At 55.6% G+C, this 23,315-nt stretch carries 20 protein-coding genes; 15 read left to right on the top strand and 5 right to left on the bottom strand.

What is annotated here, in order from left to right; all coding sequences use genetic code 11:
- Nucleotides 1-21: 21 nt before the first annotated feature.
- Nucleotides 22-288 (bottom strand): cupin domain-containing protein, encoded by a 267-nt coding sequence (locus AB1F12_RS17185; protein WP_368188513.1) that lies wholly within the window; start codon nt 286-288, stop codon nt 22-24.
- 527 nt (nt 289-815) lie between these two features.
- Here AB1F12_RS17185 and AB1F12_RS17180 point away from each other — a divergent pair.
- The 6 genes from AB1F12_RS17180 to AB1F12_RS17155 all read left to right on the top strand — a co-directional run bounded on the left by AB1F12_RS17180 (nt 816) and on the right by AB1F12_RS17155 (nt 6,400).
- Nucleotides 816-1,811, top strand: a complete 996-nt coding sequence (locus AB1F12_RS17180) for a TRAP transporter substrate-binding protein (RefSeq protein ID WP_368188512.1) — start codon at nt 816-818, stop codon at nt 1,809-1,811.
- 72 nt (nt 1,812-1,883) lie between these two features.
- Nucleotides 1,884-2,378 carry a TRAP transporter small permease gene (locus AB1F12_RS17175; RefSeq protein ID WP_368188511.1) on the top strand — a complete coding sequence of 165 codons (495 nt, stop codon included), beginning with the start codon at nt 1,884-1,886 and terminating at the stop codon, nt 2,376-2,378.
- A complete protein-coding gene (locus AB1F12_RS17170) occupies nt 2,375-3,685 on the top strand; it encodes a TRAP transporter large permease (RefSeq protein WP_368188510.1) in 1,311 nt (436 codons plus the stop codon). Before AB1F12_RS17175 ends, AB1F12_RS17170 begins: the two co-directional genes overlap by 4 nt.
- 15 nt (nt 3,686-3,700) lie before the next feature.
- On the top strand, nt 3,701-4,849 hold the full coding sequence (gene uxuA, locus AB1F12_RS17165; protein ID WP_368188509.1) for a mannonate dehydratase: 1,149 nt from the start codon (nt 3,701-3,703) through the stop codon (nt 4,847-4,849).
- A gap of 112 nt (nt 4,850-4,961) precedes the next feature.
- Complete coding sequence (locus tag AB1F12_RS17160; RefSeq protein WP_368188524.1) at nt 4,962-5,678, top strand: ribonuclease activity regulator RraA; 717 nt, start codon at nt 4,962-4,964, stop codon at nt 5,676-5,678.
- Entirely contained in the window at nt 5,675-6,400 is a 726-nt protein-coding gene (locus tag AB1F12_RS17155) for a FadR/GntR family transcriptional regulator (RefSeq protein WP_368188508.1), read from the top strand. The genes AB1F12_RS17160 and AB1F12_RS17155 overlap by 4 nt, the downstream gene beginning before the upstream one ends.
- A gap of 15 nt (nt 6,401-6,415) precedes the next feature.
- On the opposite strand, the gene AB1F12_RS17150 is transcribed toward AB1F12_RS17155, so the two are convergent.
- Nucleotides 6,416-6,763 carry a cupin domain-containing protein gene (locus AB1F12_RS17150; RefSeq protein ID WP_368188507.1) on the bottom strand — a complete coding sequence of 116 codons (348 nt, stop codon included), beginning with the start codon at nt 6,761-6,763 and terminating at the stop codon, nt 6,416-6,418.
- A gap of 302 nt (nt 6,764-7,065) precedes the next feature.
- Here AB1F12_RS17150 and AB1F12_RS17145 point away from each other — a divergent pair, with 302 nt between their 5' ends.
- The 9 genes from AB1F12_RS17145 to AB1F12_RS17105 all read left to right on the top strand — a co-directional run bounded on the left by AB1F12_RS17145 (nt 7,066) and on the right by AB1F12_RS17105 (nt 18,368).
- A complete protein-coding gene (locus AB1F12_RS17145) occupies nt 7,066-7,797 on the top strand; it encodes a GntR family transcriptional regulator (RefSeq protein ID WP_368188506.1) in 732 nt (243 codons plus the stop codon).
- Nucleotides 7,785-8,885 carry an ABC transporter ATP-binding protein gene (locus AB1F12_RS17140; protein WP_368188505.1) on the top strand — a complete coding sequence of 367 codons (1,101 nt, stop codon included), beginning with the start codon at nt 7,785-7,787 and terminating at the stop codon, nt 8,883-8,885. Before AB1F12_RS17145 ends, AB1F12_RS17140 begins: the two co-directional genes overlap by 13 nt.
- A 12-nt stretch (nt 8,886-8,897) precedes the next feature.
- Entirely contained in the window at nt 8,898-9,824 is a 927-nt protein-coding gene (locus AB1F12_RS17135) for an ABC transporter permease (RefSeq protein WP_368188504.1), read from the top strand.
- Between the two features lie 10 nt (nt 9,825-9,834).
- Complete coding sequence (locus AB1F12_RS17130; RefSeq protein WP_368188503.1) at nt 9,835-10,716, top strand: carbohydrate ABC transporter permease; 882 nt, start codon at nt 9,835-9,837, stop codon at nt 10,714-10,716.
- Nucleotides 10,717-10,745: 29 nt separating this feature from the next.
- Nucleotides 10,746-12,293 (top strand): extracellular solute-binding protein, encoded by a 1,548-nt coding sequence (locus AB1F12_RS17125; protein WP_368188502.1) that lies wholly within the window; start codon nt 10,746-10,748, stop codon nt 12,291-12,293.
- A gap of 74 nt (nt 12,294-12,367) precedes the next feature.
- Nucleotides 12,368-14,698 (top strand): DUF4962 domain-containing protein, encoded by a 2,331-nt coding sequence (locus tag AB1F12_RS17120; protein ID WP_368188501.1) that lies wholly within the window; start codon nt 12,368-12,370, stop codon nt 14,696-14,698.
- A 57-nt stretch (nt 14,699-14,755) separates the two neighbouring features.
- Nucleotides 14,756-15,502 (top strand): SDR family NAD(P)-dependent oxidoreductase, encoded by a 747-nt coding sequence (locus tag AB1F12_RS17115; RefSeq protein ID WP_368188500.1) that lies wholly within the window; start codon nt 14,756-14,758, stop codon nt 15,500-15,502.
- Between the two features lie 132 nt (nt 15,503-15,634).
- Entirely contained in the window at nt 15,635-17,182 is a 1,548-nt protein-coding gene (locus AB1F12_RS17110; protein ID WP_368188499.1) for an aldehyde dehydrogenase (NADP(+)), read from the top strand.
- Between the two features lie 268 nt (nt 17,183-17,450).
- Complete coding sequence (locus AB1F12_RS17105; protein ID WP_368188498.1) at nt 17,451-18,368, top strand: sugar kinase; 918 nt, start codon at nt 17,451-17,453, stop codon at nt 18,366-18,368.
- 24 nt (nt 18,369-18,392) lie between these two features.
- On the opposite strand, the gene AB1F12_RS17100 is transcribed toward AB1F12_RS17105, so the two are convergent.
- The 3 genes from AB1F12_RS17100 to AB1F12_RS17090 all read right to left on the bottom strand — a co-directional run bounded on the left by AB1F12_RS17100 (nt 18,393) and on the right by AB1F12_RS17090 (nt 23,250).
- Nucleotides 18,393-20,636, bottom strand: coding sequence for an EAL domain-containing protein (locus tag AB1F12_RS17100; protein ID WP_368188497.1), 2,244 nt, complete (start codon nt 20,634-20,636; stop codon nt 18,393-18,395).
- Between the two features lie 132 nt (nt 20,637-20,768).
- Nucleotides 20,769-21,869 carry a ParB/RepB/Spo0J family partition protein gene (locus AB1F12_RS17095; protein ID WP_368188496.1) on the bottom strand — a complete coding sequence of 367 codons (1,101 nt, stop codon included), beginning with the start codon at nt 21,867-21,869 and terminating at the stop codon, nt 20,769-20,771.
- A complete protein-coding gene (locus tag AB1F12_RS17090) occupies nt 21,862-23,250 on the bottom strand; it encodes an AAA family ATPase (protein WP_368188525.1) in 1,389 nt (462 codons plus the stop codon). Before AB1F12_RS17090 ends, AB1F12_RS17095 begins: the two co-directional genes overlap by 8 nt.
- Between the last annotated feature and the right edge of the window lie 65 nt (nt 23,251-23,315).

Raw genomic sequence — 23,315 nt, 5'->3', positions numbered from 1 at the left:
CTGAGTTTGATCGATCGCAGCTTAGCGACGGGGGATCCCGGTCTGTTCGGCCAATGGCGCGTCGCGCTGTGTCACGCCATCCAGCATGACAAACATCATAACACATGGTTCATCACCCCGATTGGCCCAAGCATGGTTGGTCCCACGCTGAATGACGACATCACCGGGTCTTAATACACGATCCCCAGTTTCATCATCCAGCAGCATTGTAATTTCGCCCGACAAAACAACCGCATAGTCCAAACTGTCCGTGCGATGCATAAACGGATGCCGGGCATTTTCCGGCATTTCAGCCCCGGCCCCATCGCATACTTTTCCCCTAAATCAATGATATCATTCTGACTTTCTGGTAAAAATTCGACACAGCGGAACACGCTTCCTTGGGGTGGAGGCGGCAGGGTGATTTCGCCCAGACAGGTTTCGGTTGGCCCGTCATATTCCGCAGGCCCCCCGTCGCTCATCCAGAAATTGGTTAACCTAACACCCGGCCGATTGGGGCGTTCCAACACATGCGTTGCGATCTGATCTGACTCGACGATAGCGGTTCCATTTGCATCATGACCTGTTACGATTCGACGAAATTCTCTCATCCAAGGGGATCCTGTTCATTGCGTTACACCAGCGACAAACGACACATTGCGGTGCCTGATGGTAAAATTGACCATTTCATTCTCACAAATGCGCAAATGGCCCATCCAATGATAGATTAGTTACAAAAAAATACAAATTCATTTGACACTTTACAAATCATCCGCCCATAACAAAGACGCTAAATCCCCCGAAACGACGGGCGGTAGTAGTTTTGGGAGGAACACATGACTATCTACACATCACTAAAAAGCATCGCCATCGGTGCCGTCTCGGCCACGGCCCTGTTGGCGTCGGTTGTATCCGCCGACACAGTCACCCTGCGCGGCGCCAGCATGTTTGATGAAAACCACGCATTCACAAAAACCATGATAGAATTCGCCGATCTGGTTGCCGAAAACTATGACGGTGACGTGGAATTTGACCTGCGGCTGAACGGTGAACTGGGCGTCGAAAGCGACTATGTCACGTTCCTGCAACAAAGTGTTGCCATCGATTACACCATCATGGCCCCGTCCAATATGGCGACGTTTGCCCCGTCAATCCCGCTCATGGATATGCCGTTTTTGTTCCGCGATCTGGACCATTGGGACGCGGCCCTGTCCAGCGGCGTCATGGCGCCGCTAGAGGCGGAACTGCTTGAAAAAGCGGACATTATGATCATCGGCTATACCGGTGGCGGCGTGCGCAATCTGGCCTCGGCTGCGCCTATTGCAAACCTTGATGAGCTGACCGGACATAAAATGCGGGTCATGGGCGCCCCTATTCAGGCGCAGATTTTTTCCGCCATTCAGGCCGCCCCATCTGCGATTGCCTATAACGAGGTTTACAACGCCATTCAGACCGGCGTGATTGCCGGTTTTGAAAACGAAGCGGCGTCGATCCAGAACCTGAAATTCTACGAAGTGGCCCCCCACATCACCCTGACCCGGCACACGATCACCGTGCGCCCCATCGTGATGAGCGGCAAATCATTCCGCAATCTGCCAGAGGATCTGCAAGCGGCCGTTTTGACCGCCGGTGCAGAGGCGGGTGCCTTTGGTCGCAATCTGGAAAGCACAGAAGACGGGATCAAATTGCAGGAAATGATCGATGCGGGTCAGGTTTTTGTACAGGAATTTGAGGGTCGCGATGCCTTGCTTGAAATGGTGATCCCGGTTCAGGACGCCTATGCAGAGGAACTGGGCGCAACAGAGTTGTTAAACGCAATTCGCACGCAGTAACGATCGCAGACACATTTTGCCACCGGCGTCATTTTGGCGTCGGTGGATTACTTTCCCAAAGGGGTTTCAGCTATGATCGGGCGTTTTCTGAACACCTTTTGCAATGGGCTTAGGGTGCTGCTGGGACTGCTGGTCGCTGCGCTGGCCATCCCCGTCGCCATGCAGGTCATTGCGCGCTATACCGGCCTGATCCCCGTTTACCTCTGGACCGAAGAATTGGCGACATTCCTGTTTGTCTGGGTTGTCATGATCGGTGCGATGGTCGCGATCTGGGACGGCACGCATTTTGACGTACGCGTCATTCCCGATGCCCGCCATCCGTTGCTAAAGCTGATCCAAGACGGGCTGGTGTTGATCCTGATCTTTGGGTTTGCGTGCATTTTTGCGTGGTACGGGGTCGAATATGCCAAATTTGGCTATATCCAAAACTCGGTCATGATGCGGGCCAATATGCTGATCACCTATATCTCGGTGCCCATTTCCGGCGTGGTCTGGATGATGTTCACCCTCTACCGTCTCTCCGAAGCCTTTGCGCATTATCGCGCTGAAACGAAAGCACTTTCATGATTGTCTCAACGGGCTTGGCCTGCGCGATTCTGGTGGGCGGGTTCATCCTGTTGGTGCTGATACGGGTGCCGGTTGCCTTTGCGCTTGGGATTGCGACGATCCCGATTGTTGTGCTGGAATTGCGCCTGACCCCGTTCATCGTGCTGGATCGGATGTTTCAATCCTATAATTCGTTCATCCTGCTGGCGGTGCCGTTTTTCCTGCTGGCCGCCAACCTGATGAATTCGGGCAAAATCACCGACAAACTGATCGATCTGGCCCGCGTGTTAACCGGTTGGATGCCGGGCGGATTGGGCCATGTGAATGTGGCCGTGTCGATGTTGTTTGCCGGGATTTCCGGGTCATCAACGGCGGATGCGGCGGGATGCGGCAAAATCCTGATCCCCGCCATGGTCAAAGAAGGCTATGACACAAGGTTCGCCATTGCGATCACCGCCTGTTCATCGGTGATGGGCGTGATCATCCCCCCCAGCATCCTGATGATCGTCTGGGGCGGGGTCATGCAAACCTCTGTCGGGGCGCTGTTTCTGGCCGGGGCAACGCCGGGGCTGATGATCGGCATGGCGTTGATGGGCACCGTTTATGTCTATTCGAAAATCTATGATTATCCGATCATCGGCACGCCGACGATGTGCGATATCTGGACCGCCTTCAAAGGGTCGTTTCTGGCGTTGCTGACCCCGATCTTTGTCGTGGGTGGCATTGTCGGAGGCATCGTTACCCCCACCGAAAGCGCGATCATCGCCGCTGCCTATTCGCTGATTTTGGGCATGTTTGTCTATCGCACCGTGTCCGTGCGCGATCTGGGAACGATCTTTTATGACACGGGCCGGTTTGCGTCGATTTCGTTGTTTGCCATTGGCTCTGCCTCGGCCTTTGGCTGGTTGCTGGCGTTTTACAACGTGCCGCGCCTGATCGTTGACGTCATGACCAGCCTTGAATTTGGCCCCTTTGGCACCTCCCTCATTATTGCTGGATTGTTTCTGTTCTTTGGCCTGTTCATCGACGCGATCCCGACCATCATCATTCTGGGCACAGTCCTGTTGCCGGTCGCCACGGCCGCCGAAATCCACCCGATTGTCTTTGCGATCATCGGCATTGTGTCGCTGGCCTTTGGTCTGGTCACGCCGCCCTATGGGTTGTGTTTGTTAATCTCAGCCTCGATCGGCGGGATGAATGTGGTGCAGGTCATGCGCGACGTGGCGATCATTTTGTTGCCTATGTTGGTGATTTTGATACTCATTATCCTGATGCCAAATATTGCGCTGTGGCTGCCCAAACTGATGATGCCCGCAACCTTCAACTGACCGAGTGACCCTCTTATGCTAGAAACTTGGCGCTGGTTCGGCCCAAATGATCCCATCACGCTGGCTCAGGTTAAACAAACCGGCGCCCGTGGGGTTGTGACCGCCCTGCATGACAAACAAGCCGGCGAAATCTGGCCGCTTTGCGATATCGTCGCATTGCGGGATCAGATCGCAGAGGCCGGGCTGCGTTGGGATGTCTGCGAAAGCATCTGGATGCCCGACGACATCAAATTACATGGCGCGCAGGCCCATAAACACCTGTCCGTCTGGAAGGATAGCCTGGCCAATCTGGGCCGCGCTGGCGTCAAAACCGTGTGTTATAATTTCATGCCGGTGCTGGATTGGACCCGCACGGATTTGGCCTATTCCATCCCCGGCACAGGCAAAGCGCTGCGGTTCGATTGCATCGATTTCGCCCTTTATGATGTGTTTGTGCTGGCCCGGCCCAATGCGGCCGATGATTATTCCGATGATGTATTATCCCAAGCGCAGTTTCGCCATTCCGCCCTATCGCCCGCGCAGATCGACCAGCTGGAACGCAACATTATCGCAGGGCTGCCCGGCGGTGCCGCTGGGTTTTCACGCAGCACAATCGCCAGCCGCATTGCGCAATTTGACGATCTGACAAACGCCGATATGCGCGCAAATTTTGCGGGCTTTTTAGCGGAAATCGTCCCTGTTGCAGCCGAATTTGACATCAAACTGGCCATTCACCCGGATGACCCGCCCTTTTCGCTCTTTGGTTTGCCGCGCATCGTGTCCACCGCGGATGACCTGCAATACATCCTTGATTGCGTGGATCATCCGTCCAATGGGCTGACCTTTTGCACCGGTTCCCTTGGGGCGCGCGCCGATAATGACCTGATCGCCATGGCGCAACATTTTGGGGATCGCATTCATTTTGCCCATCTGCGCAACGTTCAGATTGAACCTGACGGCTCGTTTCACGAAGCGCAGCATCTGGCCGGCTCCACCGATATGATCGCGATTTTACAGACGCTTAGGCAATTGCGCGATGATCTGCCCATGCGGCCCGATCATGGTCATTTGCTGGATTACGAAACCGCCAACGCCCCGGCCCCCGGATATTCCTATCTGGGACGCCTCAAGGGCCTGTCGGAATTACGTGGGGCCATTGCCACCCTGCAAAAGAACGAAATATAACAAATTTCCAAATCTGTTTACAAATTATTGACAAATTAAAGCCGACCGCATATCACTGATTCAACGGCCAAGCGGCCCGTCCAGCAACCGGACGCCAAAAGGAACCAGAATGATGTCACACCTGAACCCGCAAACCTTGGAAAAGCTCAAAAATGTCAGCACAGCGACCCTGACAACTGCGCTGTTCAAACGTGGCTTTCGCAACATCTATATCCAAGGCCCCCAGCGCCTGAACCCCGGCCCCAACATGGTTGGTCTGGCCTATACCCTGCGCTACATCCCCGCCCGAGAGGACCTAGACGGGCTGGATTCCTTTGCGGATCGTGGAAACCCACAGCGCAAAGGCGTCGAAGAATGCCCCGAAGGCGCTGTTTTTGTTATCGATTCTCGCCAAGACGCCACCGCTGCCTCTGCTGGTTGTATTCTGGCGACCCGGCTTCAAACCTTGGGCTGTCATGGCATCGTGACCGATGGCGGGTTCCGCGATACCCCCGAAATTTCGGCGCTGGACATGCCCGCCTATCACACGCGCCCCAGTGCCCCGACCAATCTGACCAAACACCATGCCGTGGCCGTCAACGATGCGATTGCCTGCGGGGGCGTGTCTGTTTTTCCCGGCGATGTGATTGTCGGCGATAACGAAGGTGTTGTATGTATCCCCAACCATATGGCTGACGAAGTCGCCGAAGACGCGATTGAAATGACAGTATTTGAAGACTTTGTTATGGAAATGGTACAAAAAGGGGCATCCACTTTCGGTCTGTACCCACCGACCGACCCATCAACAAAGGACAAGTTCAGCGCGTGGCGACAGACAAAGGGAAGATGAAGACAAAATCAAACGACACTTCGGACCGCGTTCCACGCGACCGGACCCTATCAGATCGGGTCTATGAAACCGTTTTGTCGATGATTGTCGAAGGTGAAATCGCCGTCGGGGCCAAGCTGCCGACGGAACATGCCCTCAGTGAACAGCTGAATGTGTCGCGCCCGATTTTGCGTCAGGCGTTGAAACAATTGCGCGAAGATGGCGTTGTGGTGTCCCGTCAGGGATCCGGTTCCTTTGTGCAGCGCCGCCCGGATGAAGCGATCCTGAACTTTGCCCCGGTTGGGTCTATCGCGGACATTCAGCGTACATTCGAATTTCGCGCCGCCGTCGAGGGCGAAGCCGCCTATATCGCCGCGCAACGTCGCACCGATGCGGATCTGCTCAGGCTCAAAGACGCGCTGACCGAACTGGACCGCTGTGTTTCTGAGGGCGCGTTGGGTGTTGACGCCGATGAGGCATTCCATGTGGTGATCTGCGCGGCGTCCGATAACAAATATTTCCTCGCCGCGCGCACATCGATGAAATCCAACATTCTGACCGGCATGAATTTGACCCGTAATCTGTCCCTGACCAAGCCGCAGGAACGATTAGAACTGGTCCAAAAAGAGCATTACGAAATTTACGACGCCATTGTTGCGCAGGATTCAGACGCGGCCCGCACCGCCATGCGCAACCACGTGGAAAATGCCCGAAATCGTGTGTTTGAAGGGTCCGTGTTTTAACGGATTCTCGCGGATCTAGCTCAGCGGCCAACCATGGGCCTGCATAAAATCGTCCCGCCGCGGCGCAAAGGCATCAAACAGCACGCCCTCTTGTAGACAAATACAGGAATGAACCGCGTTGGATGGGATCAAAAGCCCGTCCCCGGGTTTCAACACTTTGGTTTCGCCCGACAGGGTGAATTCAAACAGTCCCGACGCCACATAGGTTGTCTGGGTGTGGACATGGTGATGCGGCGCGCCGATACCGCCGGTTTCAAATCGAAACTCGACCATCATCAACGCTTTGTTTTCACACAACAAACGCCGCTTTGCCCCCGGCCCAGAAATCATCCACTCTGACGCATTATCTGAATTCACTTTCATCCGGGTCGTCCTTTCACGCAATATTTCGCAATATTGAACGGGGTCATATTTGTAAAAACTTGTATTTTTAAATCGGTGAAACGTCAATGTAAGTTTACGACTTTTACCAACCCAATCCGAATCAAACCGACATCTGCGGGCTTTATCCAGATTTCTGACCACGCATTTTACGGGCGCGAGGATGCAATATTTTACAATTTCACCAAAACATCAATGTTGTAATTAATTTGTAAATATTTGGATTGTCAAATTTGCACAACTAAGATACTAGTTTCTGCATGTCAGCTCAGGGAGGGGATGATATGCCATCAGATCACGCACATCCGCGCCCTGAATTTGCGCGGGATGTTTCGCTAAGTGACTTGCTAAGGGGTATCACCCTAAATGGTGATATTTCTGTGGCAAATCAGGTATATAACCACCTGCGAAACCTGATCGTGACCCTCAAAATCTATCCCGGTCAGCTGATTTCAGAAAAAGAAGTCGCCCAGATTTTCAGCGCCAGCAAAACCCCGGTCCGCGAAGCGATCATTCGGCTCGAAGAAGTTGAACTTGTAAATATTGTTCCCAAAAGTGGCACCTATGTCGCCCCTTTAAATGTAAATCGCTACGCCGCGGCCTGTTTTACCCGCCTGCACCTTGAAATTGGCGGGGTGCGCGCCGCCGCTAAGCATAAAAACCGACGTGATTTCAGGGACATCTTTGCCGATATCATGGCCCAGCAAGAGCGGTGCGTCGCCCAAAAGAACCACGAAGGGTTCTTTCATCTGGATGAGCTGCTGCACAAAACCATTTTTGAGGTCGCCGGCGTGCCGCATGTCTGGGACGTCATTCATCGCACGCAGGCCGATGTGCATCGCGTGCGCCATCTACGGCGTATCCACAACAAACGGAACGAAGCCAAAGTCATCGCGGATCGCCCCGACCTGCTGGCTTTTATCGAAACACTTAACACGACGCGGTCACGCCAAAAGCGGGGGAAATCCCCCAATGGCGGCGTGCATCAGGGGATGGAGGAAACATGTCAGGCGTAGTTCTTGAGCAAATTGTCAAACGCTACGGGGCGGTCGAAGTGGTCCACGGGATCGACTTGGAAATCGCGCCTCAGGAATTTGTCGTGTTGGTTGGCCCGTCTGGCTGTGGCAAATCCACGACGTTGCGGATGATCGCCGGGCTAGAAGAAATTTCCGACGGGGTGCTCAAAATCGCCGATCGTGTGGTCAATCGAGTTGCGCCCAAAGACCGCGATGTGGCGATGGTGTTTCAGAACTACGCCCTATACCCGCACCTGAATGTGGCCGACAATATCGCGTTTGGCCTGCGCATTCGTAAGGTCAAGAAAGACCAGATCGTCCAGTCCGTTTCCGAGGTCGCCGATATTCTGGGGCTGAGCGAATATCTGGATCGCCGCCCCGCGGATTTGTCCGGCGGTCAGCGCCAACGGGTTGCCATGGGCCGCGCGATTGTGCGCCATCCCGAAGTGTTCCTGTTTGACGAACCCTTGTCCAATCTGGACGCCAAGCTGCGCACCCAAATGCGCGCCGAGATTAAACGCCTGCATAATCGTCTGGGCGTGACCAGCATTTATGTGACCCATGATCAGGTCGAAGCCATGACCTTGGCCGACCGCATTGTGGTGATGAGCGACGGCAAAATCGAACAGATCGGCACGCCGATGGACCTGTTCAACAACCCGGTGAACACCTTTGTTGCGGGGTTTATCGGATCGCCCCCGATGAACCAGATCGACGCCGTTGTTGGGTCTAATGATGCCGGACCCGTCGCCAAAATCGGGGATGTGGATGTGCAATTGCCCGCTTTGGACGCGTTGAAAAACGCCACCGGTCGCAAGATCGTTGTCGGCATGCGCCCCGAACATGTATCGATCACCCCGATCGCGGGCGGGTCACAATTGCCGGTCGAACTGGACCTGATCGAAACCCTGGGTTCTGAGGCGTTGCTGCACACCCATGTGGCCAACAAACCCTTTGTCATCAAAGCCGACACAAACGGCGAAGTCATGCGACTAAGCGATGTCACATCCCTGTCCATCGCCCCCGAACAGATCAAAGTTTTCGACGGGGAATCCGGCATGGCGTTTGGCCATCCAGGCACGATTTAGGGCGGGTTAGAGATGGAAAATCACAATTCCAGGCTGCATCACTTTGCCGATCATATGCGCGCCAATTGGCAGCTTTATATCCTGCTGGCGCCCACGATCATCTGGCTGCTCGTGTTCCTTTATAAACCCATGTATGGCCTGCAAATCGCGTTCAAAGATTACAGCATCTTTCGCGGCATTCAGGGATCGCCTTGGGTTGGGCTGGACCATTTTCATGCGCTGTTTGCCAATGATCAGTTCATCCGCGCCCTGAAAAACACCGTCACATTATCCGCCCTCAGCCTGTGTATCGGGTTCCCTGTGCCGATCTTTCTGGCGTTGATGTTCAACGAAATCCTGAACCAGTTTTTCAAACGCACCGCCCAGACGATCACCTATCTGCCGCACTTTATTTCGTCGGTGATTATCGCCGGGATCGTGATCACCGCCTTTTCCCCCTCTGCGGGGATCGTGAACACGGTGATTGGCTGGTTTGGAGTCGATTCCGTCTATTTCCTGACCAAGCCGGAATGGTTCCGTCCCATCTATATCGGGTCCACCATTTGGCAAGAGGCCGGGTTTTCCTCCATCGTGTTTCTGGCCGCCATCGCCGGGGTCAATCCATCCCTCTACGAAAGTGCGGTCATCGACGGGGCGTCCCGTTGGCAGATGGTCTGGAAAATCACCCTGCCGTCGATCCTGCCCACGATCATCTTCATGCTGATCATCCGCATCGGCAATCTGCTGGAGGTCGGGTTTGAAATGATCATCCTGCTGTATCAGCCCGCGACCTATCAAACGGCGGATGTGGTCAACACCTTTATCTATCGTCAGGGCCTGCAAGCCGGACAATACGATCTGGCAGGCGCAGCCGGTCTGTTCAACGCCGTGGTGGCCTTTGTGCTGGTGATGACCGCCAACACAATTTCCCGCCGCGTTTCCAAAACTTCGCTTTGGTAAGGGGCTGATCATGCAGAATATGAACCTCTATTCGCGCGGCGACAAATTGTTTGCCTATATCAACATGTTCCTGATCGGGCTGTTCACGCTGTCGACGTTGTACCCGTTCCTTTATATCGCGTCGATTTCGCTCAGTTCGGGGGGGCAGGCGGCGGCGGGCAATGTGGTGCTGGGGCCTATCGAAACCACATTCGAAGCCTATAAATGGGTGCTCAGTTCGTCAGAATTCTGGATCAGCTACAAAAACACGTTCATCTATACGATCGGCGGCGTGATCATGAGCCTGATCATCATCATCCCCGGATCCTACGCCCTGTCGCGCCCCCAGCTAAAGGGCCGCCGGTTCTGGAATCTGATGGTCGCGTTCACCATGTGGTTCCACGCTGGCATGATCCCGTTTTTCCTGAACATGCGCGATTTGGGCCTGCTGGACAGCTATTTTGGCATCATCATCGGCTTTGCGGTCAACGGGTTTAACATCATCCTTTTGCGCAACTTTTTCGAAGGCATCCCCGCCAGTTTCGAAGAGGCCGCCCGCATGGATGGCGCCAATGATTTCCAAGTGTTGTGGAAGGTCTATGTGCCCCTGTCCAAACCCGCCATCGCCACGGTGACGCTGTTTTGTATCGTGTCGCGCTGGAACGGATTTTTCTGGGCGATGGTGCTGTTGAACGACCAAGACAAACTGCCATTGCAGGTCTATCTGCGCCGCGTGATCGTCGAATTGACAGCCGATGATCAGTTTTCAGCCACCGCCATGAACGCCGCCTATTCCGTCGAAACGGTCACGGCCGCGATCATCGTCTGTTCGATCATCCCGGTGCTGATCGTCTACCCGTTCATCCAGAAATACTTCAACCGCGGCATCCTTGTTGGCGGTGTCAAAGAATGACCAAACGCATGAACCTTAGGGAGGATAATATGCGAAATTCGACGTTTTGGGCGGTGGCCCTTGCCACCACTGTTCTGACCACACCCGCCAGCGTGATGGCCGATGGGCATTTGCAAGTTGTGGACGAACCGCTTGAATTATCGATCCATTTGCACGACCGCCGTTTTACCTATGTGGATGATTGGCCCGTCGAACAAGAAGCCGCGCGCATGACCGGCGTGTCCCTGCGCAACGCCACCGCAGGCAACACCACCGACAGCGAAGAAGCGTTCAACCTGATGTTGGCCTCAGGCGACATTCCCGACATCGTGGGCGGTGCCCGGTTCAAAGACAATGCCAACCGCTATGGCCCCGAAGGCGCGTTCATTCCGCTTCAGGATCTGATCGCTGAATATGCGCCAAACATTCAGGCGCAAATGGATGCGCGCCCTGAAATCTTTGCCTCGGCCCTCGCGGCGGATGGCAACATGTATTTTGTGCCCTATCTGACAGATGGCAAATATGGCCGCGCCTATTTCATCCGCGAAGACTGGCTGGAAACGCTGGGTCTGGACCATCCCCAAAACGTCGAAGAGCTGCACGCGGTTCTGACTGCATTCCGCAATGGAGATCCAAACGGCAACGGCGAAATGGACGAAGTGCCCGCGTTTTTCCGCAATTGGGAAGAAATCCTGCGTCTGGTCACGTTCTGGGATGGTCGCAGCTCTGGGTCGGACACCTATCACGATTTCCACATTGCGGACGGCGAAGTGCGCCACGGCTATGTCGGTGACGGCTACCGCGACGGCATCAAACATATCGCGCAATGGTACGCAGAGGGTCTGATCGATCCAGAAGTGTTCACACGTGGATCATCTGCGCGCGATTATCTGCTGTCCAACGATCTGGGCGGGTTCACCCATGACTGGTTTGCCTCTACCGCAGGCTACAACGATTCCGTTGCCGAAGCTGTGCCCGGCTTTTCATTCCAAGCCTTCCCACCGCCTGAATCCATCAGCGGCGTGCGCATGGAAGAACACCGTCGCATCCCGATCAAACCCGAAGGCTGGGCGATCAGCTATACCAATGAAAACCCTGTCGAAACCATCAAATACATGGATTTCTGGTGGTCCGAAGAAGGCCGCCGTTTGGCCAATTTCGGCATCGAAGGGGAACAATACACGCTGGTTGACGGCGCCCCCGTCTTTACCGAAGAATTCCTAGCCCAAGATGGCGCTGTGAACGCCAAGCTGAACAATATCGGCGCGCAGGTGCGGCGTGGGTTCTGGCAGGATTACAATTATGAAATCCAGTGGAGCAACGAACACGCGCTGCGCGGCATCGCCCTATATGACCAAGGCGATTACCTGATTGATCAGTTCCTGGGCGTGGCCTTCAACGAAGCCGAACAAGACGTCTATGACGATCACTGGATCAGCATCCGCACCTATATGCTGGAACGTCAGCAAGCGTGGATTTTGGGCACCGGTAACGTCGAGGACGAATGGGACGATTATCTGGCGCAGCTGGATCGCCTCGGCATGACCGAAGTGCTGGCCGCGATGCAATCCGCCTATGACCGTCAATACGGCGAATAGGCGACTGCCGGGCTGCCCTGCTCTCCAGTTTGCGGGGCGGCCCATCTTTTTCTTTATTCAAGGACCACAATTCGATGGCGACGACGACTTCTACATTGGCCTATCTGGACGAACCCCGCGCCGGGCGGCTGAACATTCAATACGCACCAGATGGCGGTTCTGTGGTGGAAAACCCGCCCCGTTTCATGTGGTTGCCCGTGGTCGAAGACGAAGCCAGCTATGTTTTGCGGGTCTCACCCGATCCAGAATATCCCGCCGCCAAAACGCAGGTGTTTTCTGACATTCCGCTGAATTTCCACACGCCTGATGCGGCGTTTGAACCGGGTCAATATCACTGGTCCTATGCGGTTTGGGATGCGCAATCCGGCGCGCCAAAAACCGACTGGTCCACATCGCGCAGCTTTGATGTGGCCGCCGATCTGCCCGTGATCCCCTTGCCCGACCGCCAAGCCCGCTATGCAGATGCGGACGGCGCACATCCCCGTCTTTGGCTGGGGCCTAAGGGGTTGAAAAAATTCAAATCCGCCGTGGCCAAAGATGCCGATCATTGCACATGGTCCACGTTTTACGAAAAATCCGTGCTGCCATGGATGGACCGCCCCGTGATGGGCGAACCTGCGGGCTATCCCGATCACAAACGGGTCGCGTCGATCTGGCGTCAAACCTACATTGATTGTCAGGAACTGATCTATGCGATCCGTCATCTGGCAATCGGCGGACATGTCACCGACAATCCCGACATGGTGGCCCGCGCCAAGGAATGGCTGCTCGAAGTGGCCAGCTGGGACCCCGCCGGCACCACGTCACGCGGCTATACCGACGAATGGGCGTTTCGCGTCACCGATGCGCTGGCTTGGGGCTATGATTGGCTGTATCATGATCTGACACAGGACGAACGCGACATGGTGCGCGCATCCCTGCTGATCCGCACCCGCGAGATTGCCGATCACATCATCAAACACGCCAATATCCACCTGTTCCCCTATGACAGCCATGCTGTGCGGGCGGTTTATGCGGTGCTGATCCCCGCCAGCATCGCCCTGCTGAACGAAGAACCAGAAGCCCGCGACTGGCTGGATTATTCCATCGAATTTCTGTTCACCGTCTATTCGCCCTGGGGTGACACGGATGGCGGCTGGGCCGAGGGGCCGCATTACTGGATGACCGGCATGGCCTACCTGACCGAAGCCGCGAACCTGCTGAAATTGTACACCGGGCTGAACCTGTATGACCGGCCCTTTTTCCAGAAAACCGGCGACATGCCGCTTTATACCAAAGCGCCCGATACACGCCGTGCCACCTTTGGCGATGACAGCACCATGGGCGATCTGCCCTGCCTGAAAATCGGCTATAACCTGCGTCAATTTGCGGGTGTGACCGGCAATGGCGCCTATCAATGGTATTACGACGAAATCAAACGCAACGATCCCGGCACCGAAATGGCGTTTTACAATTACGGCTGGTGGGACCTGAATTTTGACGAAATGCTGTATCGCACCGATTGGCCGGTGATTGACGCAGTTGCCCCGTCTGACATCGACAAATTGCGGTTTTTCAAAGGGATCGGATGGGCTGCGATCCAGCTTCGTCTGGATGATCCCGACCAGCATATTCAATTCGTGATGAAGGCGTCCCCCTTTGGGGCGATCAGCCACAGCCACGGAGATCAAAACGCGTTTTGCCTGTCCGCCTATGGCGAAGATCTGGCCGTGCAATCGGGTTATTACGTGTCGTTCAACAGCTCGATGCATCAGGATTGGCGCAAACAGACCAAATCAAAAAACGCGATCCTGATCAATGGGCAGGGCCAATATGCGGGCCGCGACAAAGCCATGCAAATGCAATCGGTCGGCACGATCAAAGCCGCCCAGCAACACGACGATCACATCTATATCAAAGGCGACGCCACCCCGGCCTACAAACTGGTATCCCCAGAAGTCACGTCCGTGGAACGCGAAGTCTATTTTGTCCGCGACAGCTATTTCATCATCGTGGACAGCATCGATGCCAGCCAAGACATCGACATCGAATGGCGGCTGCACGCCAATCACGGCTTTGAGCTGGGCGAAAATTCGTTCCGCATGACCGGCGAAAAGGCCGGGTTTTACGGTCAGGTCATCTGGTCGGAATCCGGCACGCCCCAGATCAGCCAGACCAAAGGCTATCCCGGTGTCGACATGGCCGAAATCAAAGACCAGCCCATCGGGTCCTTCCTCAGCGTGACCTATCCAAAATCGCGCCGCCACCGCATCGCAACCCTGCTGGTCCCCTATCCCAAAAACGCCCCAAAACGGATTTTCCACTTCATGGATGATCAGGGCTACGACTGTGATCTGTATTTCACCGATGCCGATGAAAACGCGTTCAAAGTGGTCATGAAAAAACTGGCCAGCACCGCAATTTAACCTGAATAACCGCCCGATTTTGTGAACGGGCGAACCTAATTCAAACTGGAGAAGACAATGAAACTTAAAGGTAAAACAGCGATTGTGACGGGCGGCGGTCGTGACATTGGTCGCGCATGTGTGATGGAACTGGCAGCCCAAGGTGCCAATGTTGCCATCAATTATCACGCCAGCTCCGAAGGTGCTGAATCTGCGGTGGCAGACATCAAAGCGGCGGGCGGCAATGCCTTTGCGATGCAGGGTGATCTAACCAAAGAGGCCGACATCAAAGCATTGGTTGCCAAAACCGTCGCTGACTTTGGCCAGATCGACACGCTGATCCACGTCACCGGCGGCATTCTGGCGCGCGTGAAAATGGAAGACATGACATTGGATCACTGGAACGCAGTGATGGATGTGAACCTGACCTCATTTGTGCTGGCCGTGCGCGAATGCCTGCCCCACATGACCGACGGATCGTCGATTGTGTCCATGGCATCTCAGGCGGGCCGTGACGGGGGGGGGCCCGGTGCCACGGCCTATGGCGCCTCAAAGGGTGCGATGATCACATTGACCCGCGGCCTGGCCAAAGAGCTGGGCCCAAAAATCCGCGTCAATTCCCTGTGCCCCGGCATGATCGACACGGATTTCCACAACATCTTTACCAAAGACGAAGTGCGCACCCATGTGGCCAACATCACCCCGCTGAAACGCGAAGGCACATCCCAAGAAGTGGCCAAAGCCGCGGTGTTCCTTGCCTCTGACGAAGCGTCCTTTGTCACCGGTGCCAATGTCGACATCAATGGCGGCATGTTGTTCTCATAAATGCCGAAATATGGCGACCGGCACAGGATCCGCCGGTCGCCCCCAGCCACATCGCGCGGCCCGTCTGTCGGGACGCGCTTTGTTGGTTTGACATACCGGCCTCACACTTCCCTTTTGACGAAAGTAGCCACCATGACACATTCAGATTTGCTGGACCCCAAAGTCGCGACCATCCCCCTCATGGGCAAACACCTGATCGCAGGCCAATGGGTCGGCGCAGAGGCAACTTTTGCCAACGAACCTGCCTTTGGGGACGTGGATCATTTTGCCACCGGAACCCCCGATTTGGTCGACCGCGCCGCGCAGGCCGCCGAACAGGCATTTTGGTCCTATTCCGCCCTGCCCCGCACCAAACGCGCGGCATTTTTGCGCGCCATTGCCCATGAAATCGACCGGCGTGGCGCAGCCATCACCGCCCAAGGCACCAAAGAAACCGGCCTGCCAGAGGCCCGCCTGAACGGCGAACGCGGCCGCACCACCGGACAGCTGAACCTGTTCGCGGATCACATCGAATCTGGCGATTATCTGGACCGACGTTATAATGCCGCCCTGCCCGATCGCGCGCCCCTGCCCCGGCCCGACATTCGCCTGATGCAACGCCCCATCGGTCCCGTCGCCGTGTTTGGCGCGTCCAACTTTCCGCTGGCCTTTTCCACCGCTGGGGGCGACACCGCCGCCGCATTGGCCGCCGGTTGCCCTGTGGTGGTCAAAGGCCATTCCGCCCATCCCGGCGTGTCTGATCTGGTTGCCCAAGCCATTGATGCCGCTATTAAATCCTGTGACATCCACCCCGGCGTGTTCAGCCAAATCCAAGGCGGCAATCGCGCCGTGGGTCAGGCCGTTGTGCAACATCCATTGATCAAGGCCGTGGGCTTTACCGGATCACTGGGCGGGGGTCGTGCGCTGTTTGACCTCTGTGCATCGCGTCCCGAACCGATCCCGTTTTTCGGCGAATTGGGCAGCGTCAATCCGATGTTTATGCTGCCCGGCGCGCTGGCGAACAAAGGCGCGGATCTGGCCACGGGCTGGGCTGCGTCATTGACCATGGGCGCGGGCCAGTTCTGCACCAATCCCGGCATCGCCATCCTGTTTGACGGCGACGCGGCAGACGCCTTTGTCGCCGCCACCGCACAGGCGTTGGAACAGGTCGGCGCCCAGACCATGCTGACATCCGGCATTGCGCAGGCGTTTCATCACGGGCGTGACCAATTCACCGGCGCGGACCATGTCGAACAGGTCATGACATCGACCTGTGACGCACGCAGCGCCACGCCGTATCTGTTCAAAGCCACCGCCCAGACATGGCTGGCCAACCCCACCCTACAAGAAGAGGTGTTCGGCCCGTTGGCCATGGTCATCACCGTCACCTCAGAGGCGGAAATGTTCGACGTCGCCCATGCGATGGTCGGGCAATTGACCTGCACGCTGCATCTGGACGAAGACGACACCACCACCGCGCGCGCCTTGCTGCCGATCCTGGAACGCAAAGCGGGGCGTGTTTTGGCCAACGGGTTTCCCACCGGGGTGGAGGTCTGTGACGCGATGGTGCATGGCGGCCCCTACCCGGCCTCGACCAACTTTGGCGCGACCTCTGTTGGCACCTTGTCGATCCGCCGGTTCCTGCGCCCCGTCAGCTATCAGAATTTGCCCGCCGGCCTTCTGCCGGATGATCTGGATTAATCCCTAAACCCCATGCCTGTTTTGGGCGTGGGGTCCGCCTTTGGCCCTACCAAATTGGGGGTTTTGTCAATCAGCTTGCCTGTGGCGATTGTTTCGTCATACAAAAAACCCAATTCCACCCGCACAAAGAACACCACATGACCGGCAGAGCAGCAGATCAAATCATGGCATCTACGGTGCTGCACTTGCGCCCGGGGACCCTGACCAACAGACGCCCCCAGCCCGCTGAATTTGGGATCCGTCGCGCCAAACTCTTGGAGATTTTTAAATGACCGCCAAACGGCCCATCCGCCGCATCGCCTGCATTGGCGAAGTCATGATCGAGCTGATCGCAAAACCCGACGGCTCCGCCCGCGTCGGCGTGGCCGGAGACACCTTTAACACCGCCGTTTACCTTGCGCGTGCGTTGCGCGGCAGTGACGTGTCGGTGGCGTATGTGACGGCGTTGGGCACGGACCCCTATTCGGATCGCATTCTGGACGAAATCAACCGGCACGGAATTGATGCATCGCTGGTTGAGCAACGCGATGGGCAAATGCCCGGCCTGTATGCCATCGACACGGATGAAAACGGCGAACGCAGTTTCAGCTATTGGCGGTCCGCCGCGGCGGCGCGTCAGCTGTTTTCACCCGGTGGCACAGTGTCGTTTCGCGATCTGGACGGGTTTGATATGGTGCTGTTTACCGGGATTTCCATCGCCATTTTGCCCGCAGAGATCCGGGATGCGGTGATCCGCTGGGCCCAGAATTTCAGCGCAGCGGGCGGCACCATTGTCTATGACAGCAATTATCGCCCGCGCCTGTGGGAAAATGCGCAAACCGCCCGGGACGTCAACGCGAAGATGTGGCGTCTGGCGGATATTGCGCTGCCTTCTGTCGATGACGAACAGGCCTTGTTTTCCGATGCAAATGCAGATGCCGTTGCGGCCCGATTAAAAGGTTGGAATGTCACCCGTGGCGCGATGAAACGCGGCCCCGAAGGACCGCTTGATCTGGCAGGCGAGCATGTTTTTGAACCCTCAAACGTCAAAATTAACGTTGTGGACACCACCGCCGCCGGGGACAGTTTCAACGCCGGATATCTGGCGGCGATTGCTCTGGGTCAAAGTTCTGGCCAAGCCATGCAAGCCGGTCATGATTTGGCCGGGCGCGTCATCGCCGCCCCGGGCGCCATCATCCCTGAATAATGCCCCAGCCCGCCCGATTGCGACCTATCCAGCCATCGGGCCTTTGCGCAGGTATTCTTCGCCCGCCAAAAAGCTTTGCAATGCGTCAGCGCTCATTGGGCGGGACAAAAGATAGCCTTGCATCATCGTACAGCCAACCGCGCGGGCCGTGCGAAATTGTTCTTGGGTTTCAATACCTTCCGCGCAAACCTCAATATTCAGAGCATGCCCCATTTCGGTAATCGTCGCCAGCAACCTGCGATATTCACGTGACGCAGGCGCGGCCTGAACCAGCGATCGATCGATTTTGAAACAATGAGGCCGCAGCCGCAGCAAACTGGTGACCGACGAATAGCCGGTTCCAAAATCGTCAATCTCAATCCGAAACCCGCGCTCTTTCAACGCTTCGACATTGTTGGTCAACCGGCTGTTCTGATCATCCAAAAAGATAGATTCCAACAGCTCAAACGCGATCCGTGACGGGTCGATGCCCGTGGCATCCACCATGTCCATCAAATTGGGGTCGTTCAGCCGACGAAACGAAACATTCACCGAAATCTGCGGCACGTTCAGGCCCAGATCATCCCAATGCGCCAGATCCATCGTGGCGCGTTCCAGGATGCACTGATCCAAATCGTTTTCGATCTTCAAACTATGCGCCTGCCCCATGAACCCTTTCGGACTCACGATGCCCAAATGCGGATGTTGCCAGCGCGCCAGCGCCTCTACGCCGACCACCTGGCGTCCGTCGCGGGAAAACTGCGGCTGGTAATAAGGGATAATCTGCCCCGCGCTCACAGCCTCTAGCAGTTCATCATTGCGATACAAAACCGGGCTGGCGACGGTCTCTTTCTGTTTGGAAAACAGATAGCGGTTGCGCCCGTGTTGTTTGGCCCGATACATCGCGTGATCCGCCTGTGTCAGCCATTCATCCGGGGTCAAATCCCCGCCCTGCCCTACGTCATGAATGCCCGCTGACAGACCAATCCGATGCTTCATCTTACCGGCCGAAAACGGCGGTTGCACACAATCGATCAGCCGTTTGGCGGTGTCTTCTAATCGTTCGGATGCGGTTTGATCATCACCCGCTCTGGGCAAACACAAAACCACGAATTCATCCCCGCCACTGCGCGCCAAAAACGTGTCACTGCCAGCTGCGTCTTTTAGGCGATCTGCCACCTGCACCAACAATTGATCGCCGACCGAATGCCCCATGGAATCGTTCACGCCCTTAAAGCCGTCCAAATCCATCTGAATAAGCCCCGGAAAATCGGCATCTGACATTTGCCGCAGTTTTCGATCCAAATAGCGGCGATTTGGCAGCCCTGTCAGGTGATCATGCAGGGCCAGTACCTCAACCTCGCTGCGGGCCTCTTCTAGCTGCTGTTCGCGCCGCTGAAGCGTCAGGATCGTTGCCTGTCGCTGCAACGACATCCGGTTGGTCATAAACGCCAACGCACAAACCGCCCCCACAACTAAGGTGATCAAGACCTGAAAACGCGCGACATGGACCGTGCTGCCCCATCCGCCGATCGGGCGGGCGTATAATTCCCAGAACCCATTTCGGAACAAAACGCTGGTTGAAACCGGATCATCCCGCAAAACATCAAAGTCCCCGAAAAACGGATCTTTGCCAGTGCTGCGATCCCCGACCAAGGCCACCTCTAGCCCTAAATCAGGATCGGTCAGACCCGATTGCGCGTACAGGCTGGGGATATCGATCACAAAGGACAGCAACCCCCAAAAGGCATGAGTGTCGTCCTGGGTGGCAAAGACGGGGTAGCGCCCAATAAAGGCAGACCCCCCTTGAACAAGGTTCACAGGGCCGACAAGCATAAATTCACCCGTGTCGCGCACATGGAACGCATCCTGTCGCTGGGCGTCATTTTGGTTGTAATCCAGCCCAATGGCCGATTGATTTTCTTCGAATGGATAAACCAGATTCACGACCATGTCTTTCGCCGCACCGACATTGATCACCATATCCAGATGATCAAATACCCGCGCGCTCAACCATTCAAACCGACGTTGACCGATATTGGGTTCTACGGACAATGTAGAAACCAACCCATATCCCGCTTGGATTGGGGCGTTCAAACTGCTCTCAATAGAGGTGCTCAATCGTGCAACCTGTGTGCGCACACGTTCGCGTTCGTTCTGTTGTTCGATGCGCAAATGTTGCTGGTCTGCAAACAGCCCGGCGGTGATCATCGCCATCACCACGTACAAAGTTGGCAAATAGCCGCGCCAACCGGCCCTAACATTTGTGTCACTGGACGGTTGCTGCATTATATCCAAATCCGAAATTTACACGCCGTCATGCATTCATCGAAATTGTTAATAAATTACTAATATCGCGCTTATGAACGTTAAACCCACAGCGTCTTTTTGATCCGATGCTTGGTTTCGCGGCGAAACCGATTATGGCTTCTCCAACAGGGCTTGAATCTCGGCCATCAGGCTTTCCATCAAATCAGCGCTCAAACCCTGCCCTTCCAGGCGCAGAACATGGCCATCTGCGTCCTCTCCGCGCCGGATGGTGATCCCTGAACTGGTCCGCAAAGGCGATGATTTCTGCCACTTGACCGGGCTGGATTTGGGCCGTGATGGCCGCCCTCCCCGGCTGTTAACTTTGGGCTGTAATTCGGTTTTCAGAACGGCCGGCTCAACCAACGCCCATTCATTTTCCGGGTCTTCTGCCTCTCGGGCCAATGCTTCTCTCAGCTCAGATTCCGCCCCAATCCGCAACGCCGCCGCCAACCGCAATCCGCGTTTTTCGGTCAACGCCTCAGGATAGCTTAACAAATCCCCAAGCTCTTCAAAAATCATCGCAAAGGACCGCACCTTGGATCGTTTTGCCTTTGATGCGCTGGCAAACAAGGTGTTGATCGCCGCCTCGGTGTTGACAAACGCGCCCTGCTGGGCGGCAATCACAGCAATGCGTCCGCGTTCAAAATGGCTCAGATTGGCGCGAATTTCGTTTTCCTCAACCATCGCCGCAAAGGATTCATCCGCCTCTTTTCGAGGGCGAATAATCGCGCGAATGGTTTGATATTTCGACTGCCCCGACAGGTCCAGCAACATACGAAACGCCATCAGCCGACGATAGCCCGACACCAGCCCAAATTGCGTCTCACTGCCTGCGTTTTCCGGCAGCTCAAACACCTCAATCGGCAATCGCAACCCTTGGGCCGCAATAGAGGTGCACAGCTCTTGCATTTCGCCTTCGTCGAGCAGGCTACGATCCCGGATCATCGCATCCGCATTGATGACGTCCAGTGGGATTTCCGTCATCAAAAGCCCGTCCGTCTGCGCCTGTTTCAAGCGTTCGGAATCCTGCTTGTGACGTGCCTGTTCAGCACGATCCTCCACCGATCCGGTTTCCAGATGCGCTGCGCTATCAGCCGCCACCTGGGTGATCGGTGCCACCATGCCCCGGCTTGTGGTTTCGCGGCGAAACTCCTCTTCGATCCGGTTTAAATCGTCAGCGCTTGGGGTCTCTAGCTTTCTCCGCTTAGCCATTTGAACCATCCTCTTCTTGCATCTTCAGATCACGCCACCATGTGCCCAGTACGATCTCTTTGACCTCGGCCCAAGTGCGATCAAATGTTTCACGCCCCCTGACATAGGTGTCACGATTAAATTCTCTGTAATCCGCCTCATAGATACCATTTACCTGCTCGCCAGCCTGACCCACCATTGCGGTCATTTCCTGACGATAGGTTGTGGTAAAATCACCAAAATAGGCCTGAATAACATTGGCCAAATCGGTCTGCTGACTGGCGTCAAATCGCGTGATCAAGGCCCGAACAGCGTCCCATTCGAACTTAACCTCTGGCAGCCCTGACCGACGTCGCGCGGCGTTTTCGCCATCTTCGACACTGGCAAAGGTCGAGTACAACATGTCAAAAAACCGCCCCGTAGAGTCGAATTCCAAGAAACTTGCCCCCAACGGTACCAGCAAGATATCCGCAGCGGCCAATGCGTTAATGGTTAAATATCCAAGTGCCGGTGGCGTGTCCAAAAAGATGATGTCGTAATCATCCAAAATGGTTTCGTTGCTCAACGCATTGGTCAACGCATCCCATAACGGCCAGCTGCGCAATCCCATCCGCCAAACCGGAATTTGGAACTCGGCCCAGTAAAGATTCAGCTGCGCGCCCAACAGATCAATATTGGGCCAATGGGTGGATTGAATGATGTCGCGCGCGGAGGTTTGCAACGATTCCGTCAGCGTTTCGTCAAAGGGCAGGGGGGCCTCGCCAGCTGCGGCGCGAACGGCGTTTTCCGCCTGCAGCGCCTGTGCGTAATCCTTGGCAATCAAGGGAAAGGCCGTGGACCATTCATCGTCCACCTTGCCCCCCATGATCGATGTCAGTGACCCTTGGCTATCAAGGTCGATCACCAGCACTTTGTATCCGTCAAGCGCAGCAGACATGGCCAAATGCGCGGTGGTGGTCGTTTTTGATGTCCCGCCTTTGAAATTGCTGACAGCGATCACTTTGGCGGGCAGGCCTTTGGGACGCCAAGGCAGGTATTCTTTGTCTGCGGACCCTTCTGCGGCAAAAAACGTCCGTAATTTCAGAACATCTTCTAGCGAATACCACTTCGAATTGCCTTCACCGACACCTTGGGGCAAATCCGGGTTCTTTTTCAGCACGCGCCGGAAATGGGCCGGAGCCAATGGGATCAGATATTTGCACACTTCCCAAGTTGAAAATCGGCGCAGACGTTTTTCTCCGTCCGGGGAATAGCCCCGTTTTGCGAGATCCTCTCGGCCACGTGCGGCAAAGGCCGCCGCTTTCGCGAATCGCGCTGTGTCGATAGGATCAGATAACTTTTCCGCAGCTTTCGCCGGGTCGATGTTGAAATACGGCGGTAGGGGCTCTTTGGAGGAAGTCATCATATTACCTGCGACATGTTCTATTGATTAGAACATATTGTGAAATCTATCGCACATGAAAGGGT

The sequence above is a fragment of the Aestuariibius sp. HNIBRBA575 genome (assembly GCF_040932005.1).
Lineage (GTDB): Bacteria > Pseudomonadota > Alphaproteobacteria > Rhodobacterales > Rhodobacteraceae > CANLNM01.
This window is presented reverse-complemented; position numbering and strand designations above follow the sequence as displayed.

Bases quoted from the DNA above. Each gene is read 5' to 3' on its own strand.
- AB1F12_RS17180 (WP_368188512.1), top strand. From the start codon at position 816: ATGACTATCTACACATCACTAAAAAGCATCGCCATCGGTGCCGTCTCG.
- AB1F12_RS17135 (WP_368188504.1), top strand. From the start codon at position 8,898: ATGGAAAATCACAATTCCAGGCTGCATCACTTTGCCGATCATATGCGC.
- uxuA (WP_368188509.1), top strand. From the start codon at position 3,701: ATGCTAGAAACTTGGCGCTGGTTCGGCCCAAATGATCCCATCACGCTG.
- AB1F12_RS17125 (WP_368188502.1), top strand. From the start codon at position 10,746: ATGCGAAATTCGACGTTTTGGGCGGTGGCCCTTGCCACCACTGTTCTG.
- AB1F12_RS17095 (WP_368188496.1), bottom strand. From the start codon at position 21,869: ATGGCTAAGCGGAGAAAGCTAGAGACCCCAAGCGCTGACGATTTAAAC.
- AB1F12_RS17110 (WP_368188499.1), top strand. From the start codon at position 15,635: ATGACACATTCAGATTTGCTGGACCCCAAAGTCGCGACCATCCCCCTC.
- AB1F12_RS17145 (WP_368188506.1), top strand. From the start codon at position 7,066: ATGCCATCAGATCACGCACATCCGCGCCCTGAATTTGCGCGGGATGTT.
- AB1F12_RS17155 (WP_368188508.1), top strand. From the start codon at position 5,675: ATGAAGACAAAATCAAACGACACTTCGGACCGCGTTCCACGCGACCGG.
- AB1F12_RS17105 (WP_368188498.1), top strand. From the start codon at position 17,451: ATGACCGCCAAACGGCCCATCCGCCGCATCGCCTGCATTGGCGAAGTC.
- AB1F12_RS17090 (WP_368188525.1), bottom strand. From the start codon at position 23,250: ATGACTTCCTCCAAAGAGCCCCTACCGCCGTATTTCAACATCGACCCG.
- AB1F12_RS17160 (WP_368188524.1), top strand. From the start codon at position 4,962: ATGTCACACCTGAACCCGCAAACCTTGGAAAAGCTCAAAAATGTCAGC.
- AB1F12_RS17150 (WP_368188507.1), bottom strand. From the start codon at position 6,763: ATGAAAGTGAATTCAGATAATGCGTCAGAGTGGATGATTTCTGGGCCG.
- AB1F12_RS17130 (WP_368188503.1), top strand. From the start codon at position 9,835: ATGCAGAATATGAACCTCTATTCGCGCGGCGACAAATTGTTTGCCTAT.
- AB1F12_RS17140 (WP_368188505.1), top strand. From the start codon at position 7,785: ATGTCAGGCGTAGTTCTTGAGCAAATTGTCAAACGCTACGGGGCGGTC.
- AB1F12_RS17185 (WP_368188513.1), bottom strand. From the start codon at position 288: ATGCCGGAAAATGCCCGGCATCCGTTTATGCATCGCACGGACAGTTTG.
- AB1F12_RS17170 (WP_368188510.1), top strand. From the start codon at position 2,375: ATGATTGTCTCAACGGGCTTGGCCTGCGCGATTCTGGTGGGCGGGTTC.
- AB1F12_RS17175 (WP_368188511.1), top strand. From the start codon at position 1,884: ATGATCGGGCGTTTTCTGAACACCTTTTGCAATGGGCTTAGGGTGCTG.
- AB1F12_RS17100 (WP_368188497.1), bottom strand. From the start codon at position 20,636: ATGCAGCAACCGTCCAGTGACACAAATGTTAGGGCCGGTTGGCGCGGC.
- AB1F12_RS17120 (WP_368188501.1), top strand. From the start codon at position 12,368: ATGGCGACGACGACTTCTACATTGGCCTATCTGGACGAACCCCGCGCC.
- AB1F12_RS17115 (WP_368188500.1), top strand. From the start codon at position 14,756: ATGAAACTTAAAGGTAAAACAGCGATTGTGACGGGCGGCGGTCGTGAC.